Source organism: Vibrio quintilis (genome assembly GCF_024529975.1).
Classification (GTDB): domain Bacteria; phylum Pseudomonadota; class Gammaproteobacteria; order Enterobacterales; family Vibrionaceae; genus Vibrio; species Vibrio quintilis.
Map to the genome: position 1 here is coordinate 1335591 of NZ_AP024897.1, position 15399 is coordinate 1350989.

Consider the following 15399-nt stretch of genomic DNA (forward strand, 5'->3'; position numbering starts at 1 on the left):
GTTAGTTGTCCTGCATTGTCTGAGGTTTTTCTTCACAGCGCGTCATGTAGGCGTCATCCCAGAGCTGTGTGATGTGATAACGGATAAACTGATGCGCGCCATAGCTGGTATTGGTGCGGATTTGCAGTACGTAAGGACGAATCGCGCCCTGTTCTGTGGTCTGTTTCCAGCGCAGGGCCAGCCGGTCAGCCATTGAATTAAAATAAGCGTGCTGGGTTTTAATCGGGTTTTTCCGTCGCCAGAACTGCCACCACCAGTGTGCCGGTGCGCAGGTATTGGAGGCAATGGCATGCAGCAGTGCATAGCGGCCGCTGTGACGGATACCGATGCCGGCCACCACTTCAAACATCTGGCATCCTTCCAGAGCTCCGGTGATATCGTGCCATTCGCCGTCGGCCGGAATCGCATCCGTGACCGGCTGATAACCCTGACGTCCTCTTGAGGCAATGATGCCGCCGACATCGAGAGCATGTCGCGGGGTTTCGGTCTGAATGCCGACCTGACCGCTTGCCGTGAACGTCACGTGCGGTCGGGTGGTTTCCCCATCACCGGCGACAAACTGCAGTCCGGCCTGCTGGCTGAAATTGTGCTGATCATTGGCGTCTGATGTGCCGGTTTGCGGATGATCGGTTAAGGACTGGCTGGTGAATCCGATATGCCAGAGTGAGGTATTCGGGTTACTTTTCTGATAAAAACTCAGCAGATGTTGCTGATCGAGCGCTGTCAGTTGCAGCCCGCTGGCGGGTGGTTTGGAAAAGCCTTCATCTAATTCGTTGACGCATGAATCAATCAGATCGCCAAAGTGCTCCGCAGACGGCATCATCCCCTGACGAAAGTAATTTTTCAGTGTACTCCGGTTTCGTTTTGGCATAATTAGTCTGTTCCCCTGGTTGTTTCTTCAGGCGTTTCCCCTGTTCCCTTATTTGAGAAATCCCCGGATGAATCAATAATCAGTTGCTCCCCGATCACCAGTTCCCCGATGCCTGCCGGTTGTGGTTCGGCGCTGACCGGGCTGGCGGTGACCCGCAGGTAATGATGGGCGGCCGGAATCAGCAGGTTCCACGGATATCCGGCCCTGACCGGCTGCTGTTGTACCGCGCTGTCCTGTAAGGTGTAACCGGTCTGTTGCTGCTGGCTGATTTTGAGCACAGAAACGCCGCTGACGCCGGCGACTTCTGGCTGCTGTCCGATAAAGGCGGCCAGCTTATTGAGCGACAGTTGCCAGCCAAGCCCGGTGTTCATGCTGTCTTGATGCCAAGGGCAGAGGGCGTGGTTCAGCCGTTGATTGAGCTGGCGCTGTGCCGGTCCGTGATGAACGCCGGGATGAAAGCTGATGTAACAACGCACCTGAATGGTTTCAAAACCGGGATTGCGGACCTCAATCCGGCAGCTCTGGCGGCTGACCGAACGCAGATAATCCCGGATTTCCAGCAACGTGGCGGAATCCAGTACTTTCGGCTGACAGGGCGTGTGGTCACATGTTGTGTCTGCCGGGCGGACAATCATCAGTACATGGCCTGCTTCCGGCTGGTGGCTGTCAAAACGGCTGTGGGCAAAACAGTCGGCAGCACCGGTGATGTCAAACTGCTCCAGCACCAGATGTTCATAATCCCATGGTGTAATCGCCTGTCCTTTATGGCGCAGCTGTTCGCTGACGCGGGTGATCCACTGCGGGCGGGTTTCCTGTGCCGGTAACCCGCCTGCCGGGGTGAGCTGAATGATATCACCGGCACCGGACTGTCCCGGGAAGCGCTGCCAGTCGCTGAATAACATATCCCGCTGCCTGGTCTCACCCGCTCCCTGAACCGTGATCACATGGGTGGCGATATGGCGGCAGTGAGGATAAAACCCGATGCCGTTACTGGTGCTGACGCGCAGCCAGAAACAGCCATCCGGCATCACCCGGTGCGTGGTATCAATGGCAGCGGGAATATCCAGCGTGATCAGCCCGCTGGTCAGAAAGCCCTTCGTGGAATCCTGAGTTATATTTTTCGCCGGCAGCGTTCGCCACTCATCCCCGACCAGATACTGCCAGTGGTAACAGGTGGACGGATACGGTGTCAGCAGCTTCGACTGTCCGTCGAGCAAAAAGTACAGATTCAGATAACCGGACAGTTCAGTGGCTGAAATTCCGATCAGCAGATGGCTGTCGTGCTGATAATCCGGCAGCAGTCTGGGTGTTGTGTAGCGCTGCGGGTCGGCAGGCGGGTAAATCTGCTGCTGTCCGAAAGGGTGCAGATGAATGATTTGCGCCGGGTGGCGGGTATTCAGACTGGCAAGATCGATCCGGCTGTGGGCGTGATAATCAATGGTGAGCTGATTCAGCACCGGCGTATACGGTGCTGCGGGGACAGGCACCTGAGTGTTGAGCAGCTTTTTCCCGGCGGGTAATTTTTCAGGCAGCCATTTTTTGCGCCGGGCATTTTCCGTCAGTACCTGACTGAACAGCGGACCGTACAGGTGATGTCCGAAGGCGGTTTCCGGTTTGATCAGTCTGATTTTAAATAATCCGTTGCGCAGCCCGGACTGATGGCTGAACGGTGCCTGCGGCCAGGCATGCATGACCGGGGTAAATGCCTGCTGCATGGCAGTAATGTGCAGCTGACTGGTTTTGTTTAACTGACCGCTGGCAGGCTGAAACAGCGGCTGCGCGGGGTTACCCATTGGTTGCCAGCGGCCGTTGCTCAGCACTTCTGTGGTCACCTGAAAACTGTGATTGCGATAAGCGAACGGGTAACCATGATAATGCTGCCTGAATCCGTCACTGCCGCGGGGCAGCCCGGCCCAGTCAAGATGAAAGGTCAGTGCCTGAAGCTGTTTGCGCGCCAGCTCCTCGCTGGCAATGACCAGTGCGGATTCGTCGGTGGGCTGCACGCCAAACATAAAAAATGGCTGACCGGGGTCGGCTTGTCCGTCATGGTTGAACAGCTTGAAGCGGGTGACCCCCTGAACCTTGCTGGTGATGTCGATGGTTGCCAGCTCAAAATCCCGGAAGATCGAGTAAGGAAAACAGTTGCTTTGTGCTTTGAGCGTCAGTTTCAGTCCCGGATGTTTCAGTTGCCACTGTGAGCCGTGCAGTTCTGCCTGAGCCGGAACAGCAGCAGAAAATCCGGGGTCGAGATTAAAAGTTAAGACAAAGCCTTTTTGCCGGGACAGATGCGCTTTGAGCGGATGAATCTGGGTATCTGAAATGGTTTCCCAGCCTTCGGTGGTCGTAAGCTGAAAGTCAAAAATGTCGCTGAACAGCTGGTAAAACACCGTGATTTTGGCATGGCGCAGGAGTCCTTTGAGCGTTTCAAGGGCAATGGTGTCGATGCGTTCGGTTCTGTGCAGTGTTTTGGCTTTACGCCAGATCAGCCGTCTTTCCTGACGGCTCAGCCAGTTGCGGTTACTCAGCGTATGGCGGCAGATGAGCTGGCCGAACAGGCGGAAGAAAATATCCTGATCGCGGGTTTGATACAGCAGGCTGAGAAAGAAGCAGCGGTACACATCATCGAACCGTTCGGATGGCTCATGGCGGCGCAGTGTTTCGATTTCTGCACTGCTGAGCTGCCTGACCAGTTGCCTGGGCTCAATGTGCCTGCGCTGGTCACCCAGCAGATGACCATGGGTGAGGAGCAGCTGTTCAAAAATAAGGGTTAACCCGTGGCGGATGCTGGTTTCGTCTGTCTCTGTATGCTCCGGCTCATGCCCAAGCATTTGTACCTGCTGGACAATCAGGTTACTGCGCACTTCGTGCAGACGAAAGTGAATCGTCAGTTGCCGCTGTCCTTCTGCCATGGCAAAGACTGGATCGGCAATCACCAGTCCCATGGTCTGAAGATCAGAATGATTCTGACTGGCAGGCTCCTGACTGGAAAGTGTATCACTGGAAAACAGCGGGAAAGCCTGTTCCGGTGGCAATCCGGCCCCGGTTGATGCCGGGTCGATGCTGGTCCGGCAGCCGTGTACGCCGCAAACAAAACCGGTCACCCGCTCCGGTGAAACCAGCGGGTCGCGCCTGAAGGTCAGATGAAAAGCCTGCGTGACTTCCGCATCAGTGACCAGCAGAGGCTGGGTGGCCCGGTAATCAATCCGCCGGAACTGTTCATCCTGACCCGGACTGAAAATATCTCCCGCTTCAACGGTGAGCGGTTTGCTGCGGTTGGGCGGCAGCGATAATTTGAGACAGACCTGCTCGCCGGGCGCGGATTTTCCGGCCTGTTTCAGGACGTCGCGATAGTAAAAGGTCAGGTGGTTTTGCGTCAGCTGATTGATCTTTTGCTGGGCACGCTGAAACAGTTTGAGAAAACTGACATACAGCGCCAGCTGAGGCGGGGTTTCGCCGTGATTCAGGCCGCGCTTGAGTAAGCCCTGACAGTCTTGTTGCAGCGCGGCAATCGCCAGCATGATTTTGGAAAAGCAGTGTTGGAGATGATCAGCTTCCCCGGCAGTTTGCGCAATATGATTCAATCCCCACAGCGGGTCGAGGCTGCTTAAATCCGGGCAGGATTCCGGTGGCAGACTGCCGATGAGTTGCTGCAGCGGGGTTGTCAGGCGGGTCTGATAGCAGTGTAGCAACAAAGATTTCAATTCAAAAGCCAGCGCCGGAGAGTCCGGCAGCCAGATGTACCATTGGTTCATTTGCCGGCAGAGGTGAAGCAGATAGTCAAGCGCGGGTTGTGTGCCCAGTTGTCTGGCCTGCCTGAAATGCTGCTGGCAGTGATGCAGGTCGAGGCTCTGTATCGTGGCACAGACCACCAGTTCACTTTGAGCGAACATACCTTCCCAGCTGCCCGCTTCATGATCGTCAGCGTTACGGTAGGGCAGTAACTGCGCGAACTGTCTGGCCCAGACTAACAGCTGCTCAAAGCTTAGTTCGTGCAGCTGAAAAAATCCGGGCGACAGTGCCTGAACGGCTCTCTCCTGACGCGTTGTCATTGCTTAGCCGTCCTGAATCTCACGGGCAGGCAGTAACGCCGGGTTGACGAGGGTGCCTTCCTGTAAATAAAACGGGTACACCATATTGCCACGGGTGTTGGTGGTGACAATCCGGTAGTCCAGATCGACCATCAGTTTGCCCTGCATCGGTTCCGGGATAAAACTGACCGCCATCAGGTCAATGCGGGATTCGAAAAATAAGATCGCCTGACGGATTTCATATTCGACTTCGGTGAGCGTGGTCTGTGTCAGCTCGGCAAACATGTAACGGTTAAGGCGACAGCCGTAGTCCGGATGCATAATGCGTTCTCCGGGCGAGGTGGACAGGAGAATCGTCAGACTCTGATGAATATCCTGCTCATCCCGGCTGAGAGTGACTGCCTGACCGGCCGGGGCAAAGCTCGGGGGAAAAGCCCAGCCGGTGCCGAGAAATGCATTGTGTTCGCTCATGGTTGATTCCTTTTTTCTTTTTGTTAACCATTTGTTTTTTATAACAGATCATGTTTTCAACAGGTCGTGTTTTCAGCAGATCATCGTTAACCACAGCTCTTCGTGAGTCACAGCGCTTCTTTAGTTAAGAGCATCGCTAACCACCGATCAGGACGGTCGGACAGCCGATGGCAATGTTGCCGCCGTGGTTGGTGGTGTCGCCCATTCTTGCTGCGGGTTTGCCGCCGATCATCACGGTTGCTGAACCCTGAACAATTGTCGAAGGCGGGCCGACGCAGGTACACATGTCGCCGACAACGGCGGCCGGCAGGCTGCCAATCAGGACAGTCGGGACACCCGGACCAATCACCGGACCGCCCACATGCGGCACCGGTGGTAAGCCGGGAGTCACCATCGGGCAAACATGCATATCTGTAATTCGTGCAGCAAATGTCATGGGTTGTTTTTCCTGTTGTTCTGTATCTGTTTTCTGTCAATTCGTTTTTTCATGAATCTCTTCTGCCAGTAACTGTTTATCAGTGACTTTTTATCAGTTAATTTTGACCAGTCCCCCTTTGATAGTGGTCATACCGGAGGCTGAGAGCTCTGCAGTTGCCGAGCCTTTGGCGGTCAGTCCGGTTTGAGCTTCGGCATCGACATTCATCCCCTGTATCTTTACATCCATCTGGGCCTTGATACTGGTGTTATTGGTTGATTCCAGAGTGATTTCTCCTTTGGCGGTGAGTTTGATGTCTTTCGGGCTTTCCAGCGAGATACCGCTGTCGCTGAGGGTGACGGTGTTGCTGTTCTGATCTGCGAGTTTGATCGATTTATCCTTATCGCTGAGAGTGATGCTGTTACCGCCGGGGGTTAAAATTGTGGTGACCTTGTCTTCTTCACTGAATTCAATCTTTAACTGACTTTTAGTCACAATGGCCTTGGTGTTATTTTCTGCCGTCAGCGAATAAGGTGGTGTGTGCTTACTGCTGTAGAGACTGCCCAGTATGATGGGCTGGCCCGGATCCTGGTTGATATAGCCGAGCACCACTTCATCACCCGCTTCCGGAATGAAGAAATTACCGCTGGTTTGCGTGGCGTAATAGCTGGCGAATCTTGCCCACACCAGGTTGTTTTCATCACCGAGTGCCGGTATTTCAACCTGAATGCGGTTTTGTGATTCCGGGTCTTCATCAAGTTTGGTCACCAGCCCGATTTGCAGGCCGTCCACCGGCGGCAGCCAGCCCGCCGCCGGTGGTGCGCCGAGGTCGCGGTGTTCTGCAGACCACATCGGGGACAGGCCCAAATCAACTGTGGTCAGCCATTGTCCGTTTTCAATGCGGTGATGGACTGCGCCGATATAGTGAGCGCCGTTAAAGCGGTCTCCGACGCCGGTGAGCTGAATCAGGGTATCGATTTTCGCTTTGGCTGAGCCCTGAAAGGTGAGTGACCCCCGCACCTTGGCCAGCATGGATTTCACCCGCTGGCCTTTGGCCCAGCTGGTCAGCATATCCTGGCTCAGCGTTGCGGAAGTTTGCAGGCGATAATCATCAATACCGAGTACTTTGGCTAAATCGCTGTCGCTCAGGTTGCCCTGATCGGCAATCGACTGCGCGGCGGGCTGTCCTTTCAGCATTTTTTGCTGGCCGGGATCCCAGCCTGTGCCTGTCACCTGTTTGAGCTGGTGGCGGGCATCAATCGCTGCCGAGAAATCAATTAAGTCTGTCCCATAGGTCACCGCCAGCACTGCAGACTGATCGACCGAGGGCGGCGCGACAGAAATTTTGCCGGACTGATTACACACCACGAAACCGTTGACCTCAGCACGGGCCAGCATGAAATCCCAGTCGCTGCAGTTGAACTGAACCAGCTCATCATGTTTTTCGGAGATGCTTTCGACTTTCTCTGCGCTGACGCCGGAACAGGCAGCGATCAGGCTGCTGATAATGTCGCTGTCTGACTGCTTCAGATAACTCTGGCTGTGGCGGGCAATCGTCATGGCGACCGCCTGATCTTTACAGGTGATATTCAGGGTGGACTGATTGTTGCCGGTAATCCGGATCGCATGCGTGATGACAATGCCTTCAAAAATGGTCTCTTCGTCCCCGGCATAACCGGCACTGATGGAAATTTTAGTCCCTGGTTTAAAGGTGTCTCCCTGACTGACTTCAAATGTCTGCTCCGCCACATTGCCGTCACTGAGCACCAGATCGGCGGAGGCAATCTGATTGACCTGATAATTGATATGAACAGCAATCACACCGATTTTACTGTCGATGGTGTTGCCATCGGCCTTAATCGTGAATGACGTGACGCCGGAGCTGTTTTTTGCGGGAGATTCAGCCATACAATCGCCTCACTTGACCAGTGGCGGAAAATACAGCCGGGTGCCCGGCCGGATATGACGCACACTCGCCAGATGATTCACCCGCGCAACGTCCGGATAATAGCGACTGTCCCTGTAAATTTTCTCGCACAGCTGCGGCAGGGTGTCTCCGGCTTTGAATTCAACCAGGTGGGTCAGATCCGGCGAAGATTTTTTAGCCTCTGCTTCCTTCTCTTCTTCAGACAGATAGCCTTTAAAGCTCAGGCTGACTTTGGCCCGGAGCGGTGTACCGGAAGAATTAAACAGGGTGTAGCTGACACTCATGGAGGACAGACGTCCCTGAAAGGTCAGGGTACCCCAGAAGATTTTGACTTTGTTGGGTTCGTGCTGGCTGCCACGATAGTCGTAGGTGACTTTTTTCAGGGACTTGAGCTGCTGTGCAATCGATTTGGCTTTTTTCTGTTCCACCACACCGGTGGCATCCATCAGTATGTCAAATTTAAGCGTTTCGCTCTGATAGCCGCTCAGTTCGACTTTCTTACCATTATTGCCCTGGGGCTGACGATTCTTACACGAGTCATCGGTATAGTTGATGCCCACTTCATGGGACAGGGACTCCGGATTGAGCATCGCCTGAAAGGTTTCCGCGGCATTGCCCGATTCCGCAATCGATGAAATTTTGAGTTTATCGACCATGCTCAGCGCTCCCGTCGGTCCTGTTCCAGCTTATGGAACAGCACTTTCATGGCCTGATACTGTTCACCGTCGTGCGGACAAAGTGTGGCCAAACCATCGTCCGGGCAGGGAGGTTTGACGGTTTCCTGCTTTGTCTGGTCAGCCGGTGTGCTGGTGACATTCGATTGAATCGTCATCTGTTTAACTTCTATAGGCATTGGCTTTACTCTGTCTTGTCATAAGATTTTTCTGCAATCCTGACTTATTTCGTTCTTTTGACTCTGCTGTAACACAATTCAACTTCTTCAATCGCGACTTCATTTTTTGTAGCCTGAAAACCATCGACTTTCCATTTCACGGGATAGGCGTTGTAAAGCACCCAGACGCAGCATGGTGCGCCTTTTTCATTCAGAAGCCGGACAGACACGGTTTTGGGCTGAACCGGTTTGCTCAGCTGTGATTCCATGATGCCCTGACACCATTTCACCAGTGCCGAATCTGAACCGGCGATTCCCCGTTTAAGAGAAAGATTGCTGTGTTTAATCGTTTTGGGCAGGTAATAGACCAGATTGTTGCCGCCTTCGCGGTACTCTTCCGTCTCGATCTGAGATTCAATCCCGGAAACTTCCTGAAAAGCAGAATCGTCCTGATTGTTGTCAATCACAACGGTGAAATAAAACGCCGGAAGCGGCCATTGTTCTGCCATATTGACTCTTTCTCTGCGATAAATGTTTCTCTGTGATAAACGTAAAAGATGTATACGTCGTTAAAGATCAATGTGCTGAACCTGTGCCGGATTCAGCCATCACCCGCTGCAAAAAACACCGTTGCAAGTGGTGATGGCTGACGGATACCGGCATTGATCAGACCGAAATTTCCAGCCCTTCATGGGCCAGTTCTATCGTTTCTACGGCAACTTCATTGCCGTCTGACTTCAGGTCGGTGCCTGTGACCTTGGTCGGCCAGGCGTTTTTCAGTTTCCAGCTCATTACCGGTGCACCGGATTCATCAAGTAAGTTGATGGTGACGGCGGTCCGGGCGATGGTGTTCATCTTGATTTTCGAGTACCAGTCATAGAACTTGTTATCACTTTTGAAAATGCCTTTCTTGAGCGTGACATTACTGGTTTTGACGATACCTGGCATCTTTATGGTCGAAAATACCGGGCTGTTGCCCGCGCGGTATTCAATCGGTTGTGCCTCGGTATCGAGCCCGGATATTTCCTGAAATGCAGCCACCATATCCGCACCGGCACCACCGTCCCACTTTACTTCAAAGTGGAACTTGGGCATGGGCCAGACGGTTTGGGATTGTGCTGAGCCATCATCTGCCATGGGATTCTCCTTTTAAAATTCTGTGTTGTTTCGCCTTTCTCAGCTGAGCCGGGCGCTACGATTCCTGCATTTTTTGCTGGAAGGTGATTTCGATAAATTCAGCCGGACGGCTGATCGCAACCAGAACGGTAATTCTCAGAATGCCTTCCAGAATATCTTCCGGTGTCATGGTTTTTCCCAGACCAACGCTGACACTGTAGGCTTCATCGGGTGAAGAGCCTGCCAGCCCGCCCCGCTTCCAGATGCCATACAGGAAGTTGCCGATCATGCTTTCCATGGAAACCCAGGTATTGGCAACATTCGGCTCAAACACGTAGGCTTTGGAAGCCAGCCGGATGGATTCTTCCAGCATAATCATGGTGCGGCGCACGTTGATATAACGCCAGTCAAGGCTGTTGCCGTCTAATGTCCGGGCACCCCAGACCAGTGTGCCTTCGCCGACAAACGGCCGGATCGCGTTGATGGATTTTCCCTGAGTGGTGACGTTCAGATCTTCCTGTTCGTCATCGCTGATATTGACGGTCGGAGAAACCACAGCATTTAAGCTGACATTGGCCGGTGCTTTCCACACGCCCCGCGCGTTATCGACCATGGTATAAACGCCCGCCATCGCAGCCGCAGGCGGCAGAATGTTATGCTGGAGTTTGATGTCTTCCATGATGGTTTGATACAGCGGGCTCATGGTCAGCAGGACTTTATTGAGCAGCACCTGTTCCTGATCCGGCAGTGCCTCGTCGGCTAATTTGGCGATTTCATCCAGCATCTGTTTTTTGCGGGTCGCCCGGAGTTTATTGCCGCCGGTATTGAGATCATCTTCGGATAAGCCTTCGAGATCTTTGAAGGCAGCGTTGACTTCGGCTGTCAGCAATTCGGTGAGTTTGTCTGTGTTGCTGATGTGGTGGAAATCGAGGTCGCTGTCCTGAACAATCGAGGTGTTGAGCCACGGATAATAAGCAGCGGAGAAATCGAGATAGTTGATGCCCAGCTTGGAGCGGAAGTTTTCAATACAGTCGCCACCGGGATCCTGGCGGTCTTTAAAACCTTCCCAGACATCCAGAACAGCCACCCGGTTTTTCATCTTTCCGCCGCAGTGTTGCAGCATCGCCTGCTGCACATTAATGCAGTCATCTTCGGCGAGCTGGACCACTTCCGGGATCACCAGCATGGTCGGTTCCTGTTCTTTGATCAGCGGGGTAATACCGCCTTTGAGTGCACCGGCATCCGGGTCATCGGTATAGCTGCCAACAGAGACGATATAGCAGGGGCCACCGCCGTTCTGGAAGAAGAACATCATGCTGTAATACAGCAGGTGACGGGCGTTGGACTGCTTGATTTGATAGTCAGTCCCGTCCTGGCTGAAAACCGGACGCGCGGCGGCATCATCACCGGTTTCACTCAGTTCAAACTGGTGCAGCGGCGGTCCGCCGAAGTACTGGCGAAACTCTGACATCGACGTAATACGCCACGGTTGGTTACGAAGGGATTTCCCGCCATTGTCTGCTTTTTGTGTATACCCGATGAATGCGGGAACCGCAGTAGCAACCTCGACAACTGAATTGGGAAAGGCATTTTTTTCGACGATATACACGCCGGGGGTTTTCATGACACCCATAATAAAATCCTTGTGGTCTGAGATGAATTGCTGCCTCATGCCTTACATCATGAGAGACGATGTCAAAGTCGTTCTCAAAGCAAGATAATGTGCATGAATAAAATCAGTTGCTATGCATTCATGCAGGTATCTAACTTAGGTATAGTTGTTACTACTTTTTGTGTCAAGAAAGGCAACCCTTGCCAAGCTGTTGTTTTTTATAGATGAACAAACTTAACTGACGAACAGACGCCGACAGATGACTCATCTCACATAAAGGTGACACAGTCGCTGAGAGGTTTTGCCATCACGAATGATTTCGAGCTGCTGCGGGTCAGCTGCGGGCAGACGCTTATAAATCATCTGATGCCGGTCTTTCAGCTGAAAAGTGAAGGGAGAGTGCTGTAACACCGGAACCGGCGTTTGAGAGACAAATGTCATCACGTTGTGCTGATTAAGCTGTTTCCGGACCGGTTCATCAAATACATAGATTTGTCTGGGGTCGCGAATCTCCGGTGTTCCGGATGGCGTCAGCGACAGAAAATAGTATTTCCAGTAAGCCTCACAATGGGTGAAAGTCAGGGTCACTTCTTTACCGGGTTCAGAGAAGGATTCCGGTGGCAGCTTCAGGTTGACCAGACCGGTTAAATTCTGGCTGAAATCCTGCTGATTCACGATTTCAGCAGCGGGCGACTGCTGCATTTGCTCTGGCGACAGCCATTGCTGCGGGGGGATGAACAGCGGTTCCTGAGAGTCAAATACCGCTTCAAATTGCGCGGCAGCAAGCGGAACTGTTAACGGCATATCGGTGTAATGACGAAAATAAGGGTCGCTGCTGAACAGTTTAAACTGAAGCTGCACCACCGATTGTGGTGACGGTATCTCTGCCAGTGTGGCCTGATCGGCAAAAATATTCAGCCCGCCCGGCGCAGCTTTCAGGCACATCTGATGCTGGTTCAGCCATTTCAGGGTTTCAGCGGCAGGGGTCACAGTGATCGGATGTGCGATCCCGGACGCAAAATAACTGTGCGCCACCATGATGGATAAATAAGGTTGATAGAACACCATCATTCCCCCTTCCTGTAAATTGACGGGTCCGTCGTGCCCAGGCGGCCGGTTTGCGTCAGAATGGTTTCACTGTCCGGAATAGCGACCCGCACCCGGTAGACACAAGAGGGCAGGTACTTCGAACCCAGCATGCTCCACATATGGCTGAGTTCATTGCCGGGAATACTTTCCATCTCCATCGCAATTTGTTCGATGTCCTCCGGCAGATCGGGCGCGTTCTGGCGGTGAAAGACAGGATTGCGGTGAAAGAAAGCCAGCAGATGAGATAAAACTTTCAGGCCGTCGCTATAGTTTGCTCCGGAAGCGTTTGATCCGGAAAAGTTTGCGGCGATCACTACAGACAGTGTCAGATATAAGGGTTTGCTGGTCAGGGCTACCCGCTGCCGGGTCTGTCCGCCCGGCACCAGTCCCGGTTTGGAAAACGGATCCCGCTCCAGATTACTGAGAAACACCAGTATTCTGTTCTCCGTCGTTACCTGGCCGGTGGTTTCTGTACCCGACGGCGGTGAAACCACCACCAATTCTTCAGCCAGATCAAAGGCGGGTCTGAGCGACTGATTCATCCGCTCACAGAGGTAATTCAAACAATCGTCGAGCATGTTTTTCTCCTGTGGCGGGTGATCCGGTGTTTGCCGGGGAGGTGGATTTCAACCCCCCGGACTATTAAAGATATATCCATGTTGTATATGAGTAAAGTTGATGAGTGATGGTTTTCATTTTTCTTGTGGGGACAGACACCTGCTCATATGAGTGTTCTTGTGAGGACAGACGCTTTTGGAGGGATGATTTTTGCAGCGGCTGCTCTTTATGGGTGCTTTTTGTGAGGACATGCTTTTGTGAGGAAAGTGCTTTTGTGAGGACAGACGCCTGAATTTTGTCAGGACAGGCTGCTAAGAAATACGCCCGCCCATCAGACGGGGCGGGCGTGTTGGGATCTGTTGTTATGCAGATCCCTTTGGGGGAGCTTAATGCGCAGACGACAATTTCGTCCGCCGGAATGAGAGCAGATGCTTGACGAAAGGATAAAGCAGAGCAATCACGGCCAGAGAAATGATGACCAGTGTTAGCGGGCGCTCCCAGAGAAAGCTGATAGCGCCGTCATGCAGTGATAAGGCGCGGCTGAGGTTTTTCTCCATAATGTCGCCGAGTACAAAACCAAGCAGCATCGGGGCCATCGGGAAATTGAGCAGGCGCAACAGCATGGCAACCGCGGTAATCAGGACCATCATCTGAATATCAAAAGTGTTAAAGCTGACCAGATAAACGCCGGTGATGGAGAAGAACAGGATCAGCGGAATCAGAATCGGTCTTGGAATCACCAGTAATCTCGCAATATAAGGGATCAGCGGCAGATTCAGAATCAGCAATACCAGGTTGCCGAAATACATTGACACAATCACCGACCAGAATACGTCCGGATTATCAGCAAACAGACGCGGCCCCGGCTGAATACCATAAGCGATCAGCGCTCCGAGCATCACGGCAGTGGTGCCTGAGCCGGGAATTCCCAGTGTCAGCAGCGGAACGAATGACCCTGTTGATGCGGCATTATTGGCCGATTCCGGCGCAGCCAGACCGCGCAGAGAACCGTGACCAAATTTCGCTTTTTCTTTCTCCGGGGCAAAGTGTCTTTCCATGCCGTAGCTCAGAAATGAGGCAATGGTCGCGCCTGCACCGGGCAGCACTCCGATTAAAAAGCCAAACACAGAAGAGCGGGAAATCGTTGGGATAACCTGTTTGATCTCTTCTTTCGACAATTTCATACTGCCCAGTTCACTCATTTTAATCTGCGTATCTTTCTGGCGGTGTTCGCCCCGCATCACGGCTAAAATTACTTCGGTCAGGGCAAAGGTTGCCATTGCCAGCAGCAGGAAGCTGATACCATCGATCAAATCGGTTTGTCCGAAGGTGAACCGGGGAATACCGGTCATCACATCGTTGCCGACTGTCGAAATCATCAGACCAAATACGGTCATCATCAGCGCTTTGAGCACCTGTCCTTTACCGGAAAACGCTGCCACTGCGGTCAGGCCGAGTACCATCAGGGCGAAATAATCACCGGACTGAAAGCTGAGTGACACCTGTGCCAGCGCGGGCGCAGCGAACAGCAACACGATAGCCCCGACAGTTCCACCGGTGAAAGAGGAGTAGGCCGCCAGTGCCAGTGCCTTCCCGGCCTGATTGTTCCGGGTCATCGGGTAGCCATCAAATGCGGTGACAACCGTACTGGCACACCCCGGTGCATTAATCAGAATTGAAGAGGTTGAGCCGCCGAAAATTGCACCATAGTAAACACCGGCCATCAGAATAATGCCGGAAGAGGGTTCCAGACCATAGGTGATTGGCACCATCAGTGCAATGGCTGAAATCGGCCCGAGACCGGGCAACATGCCGATGAAAGTCCCGGCAAAACAGCCGATGATCACCATGAGCAGATTGAATGGCATCACTGCCGTGGACAGACCAATCGATAATCCTTCAAACATGACGCATCTCCCTTAATTGTTCAGCCAGAGTTGTTCAGCCAGCCATCCCGGTGCCAGATAAATATCAAGCACCTGAGTCAGTAAAACCCAGAAACCAACGGCAAAGGGGACAGACGCAACCAGCAGTATCCGGGGACGACGTTCGCCCAGTATCCGGTAACCGGCGAGCAGAAAGCCAATCGTGGCAATCAGGAACCCGGCCCACGGCAGCGCAAATGAGAACACCAGCATCAAAATCAGCAGCTGCACAGCCTGTGTGTACTGAATACCTGCCCGGCTCTGGCCGGACTGCAACTGGCGCTTCACGGTGATGAGTTGTAAAAAAGAGAGCACGATGCCAAGTCCGGCAAGTACGGTGGGCATGGAACGTGCGTTAAAGGGTTCGAATTCATCGCCGGGAAAGAGTGCAATTTCGCGGGTGTAGTATCCGTATAACATGGAAAAGCAGAGAAACAGCAGTCCGCCTGCATGATCTTTTGTGATGGTCATATGAGACTCCTCATCATGCCTGTCCGGGCGTCTCCGGACCAGACAGGCGGTAAAACGGGAAAAAATGAAACAGGATGATGGGGC

General features: G+C 53.0%; 14 protein-coding genes. All 14 read right to left on the reverse strand.

Annotated elements, in window-relative coordinates; translation table 11 throughout:
- Nucleotide 1: 1 nt before the first annotated feature.
- Nucleotides 2-871 carry a hypothetical protein gene (locus OC443_RS06285; protein ID WP_073579653.1) on the reverse strand — a complete coding sequence of 290 codons (870 nt, stop codon included), beginning with the start codon at nt 869-871 and terminating at the stop codon, nt 2-4.
- 2 nt (nt 872-873) lie between these two features.
- Complete coding sequence (locus tag OC443_RS06290) at nt 874-4920, reverse strand: baseplate J/gp47 family protein (RefSeq protein ID WP_073579654.1); 4047 nt, start codon at nt 4918-4920, stop codon at nt 874-876.
- Nucleotides 4921-4923: 3 nt separating this feature from the next.
- A complete protein-coding gene (locus OC443_RS06295; RefSeq protein ID WP_073579655.1) occupies nt 4924-5370 on the reverse strand; it encodes a GPW/gp25 family protein in 447 nt (148 codons plus the stop codon).
- Between the two features lie 136 nt (nt 5371-5506).
- Nucleotides 5507-5806 carry a PAAR domain-containing protein gene (locus OC443_RS06300; RefSeq protein WP_073579656.1) on the reverse strand — a complete coding sequence of 100 codons (300 nt, stop codon included), beginning with the start codon at nt 5804-5806 and terminating at the stop codon, nt 5507-5509.
- Between the two features lie 93 nt (nt 5807-5899).
- Nucleotides 5900-7693, reverse strand: coding sequence for a type VI secretion system tip protein VgrG (gene vgrG / locus OC443_RS06305; RefSeq protein WP_073579657.1), 1794 nt, complete (start codon nt 7691-7693; stop codon nt 5900-5902).
- A 9-nt stretch (nt 7694-7702) separates the two neighbouring features.
- Complete coding sequence (locus OC443_RS06310) at nt 7703-8368, reverse strand: CIS tube protein (protein WP_073579658.1); 666 nt, start codon at nt 8366-8368, stop codon at nt 7703-7705.
- Nucleotides 8369-8370: 2 nt separating this feature from the next.
- Nucleotides 8371-8565: a hypothetical protein gene (locus OC443_RS06315; RefSeq protein WP_073579659.1), complete on the reverse strand. Its 195-nt coding sequence runs from the start codon at nt 8563-8565 to the stop codon at nt 8371-8373.
- Nucleotides 8566-8609: 44 nt separating this feature from the next.
- A complete protein-coding gene (locus tag OC443_RS06320) occupies nt 8610-9053 on the reverse strand; it encodes a phage tail protein (RefSeq protein ID WP_073579660.1) in 444 nt (147 codons plus the stop codon).
- A gap of 157 nt (nt 9054-9210) precedes the next feature.
- On the reverse strand, nt 9211-9681 hold the full coding sequence (locus tag OC443_RS06325; RefSeq protein ID WP_073579661.1) for a phage tail protein: 471 nt from the start codon (nt 9679-9681) through the stop codon (nt 9211-9213).
- A 55-nt stretch (nt 9682-9736) separates the two neighbouring features.
- Nucleotides 9737-11293 carry a phage tail sheath family protein gene (locus OC443_RS06330; RefSeq protein WP_073579662.1) on the reverse strand — a complete coding sequence of 519 codons (1557 nt, stop codon included), beginning with the start codon at nt 11291-11293 and terminating at the stop codon, nt 9737-9739.
- 243 nt (nt 11294-11536) lie between these two features.
- Nucleotides 11537-12343, reverse strand: a complete 807-nt coding sequence (locus OC443_RS06335) for a hypothetical protein (protein WP_073579663.1) — start codon at nt 12341-12343, stop codon at nt 11537-11539.
- A complete protein-coding gene (locus tag OC443_RS06340) occupies nt 12340-12939 on the reverse strand; it encodes a DUF4255 domain-containing protein (protein WP_073579664.1) in 600 nt (199 codons plus the stop codon). The genes OC443_RS06335 and OC443_RS06340 overlap by 4 nt, the downstream gene beginning before the upstream one ends.
- Before the next feature lie 366 nt (nt 12940-13305).
- Nucleotides 13306-14826 carry a tripartite tricarboxylate transporter permease gene (locus OC443_RS06345; RefSeq protein WP_073579665.1) on the reverse strand — a complete coding sequence of 507 codons (1521 nt, stop codon included), beginning with the start codon at nt 14824-14826 and terminating at the stop codon, nt 13306-13308.
- A gap of 12 nt (nt 14827-14838) precedes the next feature.
- Nucleotides 14839-15315: a tripartite tricarboxylate transporter TctB family protein gene (locus OC443_RS06350; protein ID WP_073579666.1), complete on the reverse strand. Its 477-nt coding sequence runs from the start codon at nt 15313-15315 to the stop codon at nt 14839-14841.
- Between the last annotated feature and the right edge of the window lie 84 nt (nt 15316-15399).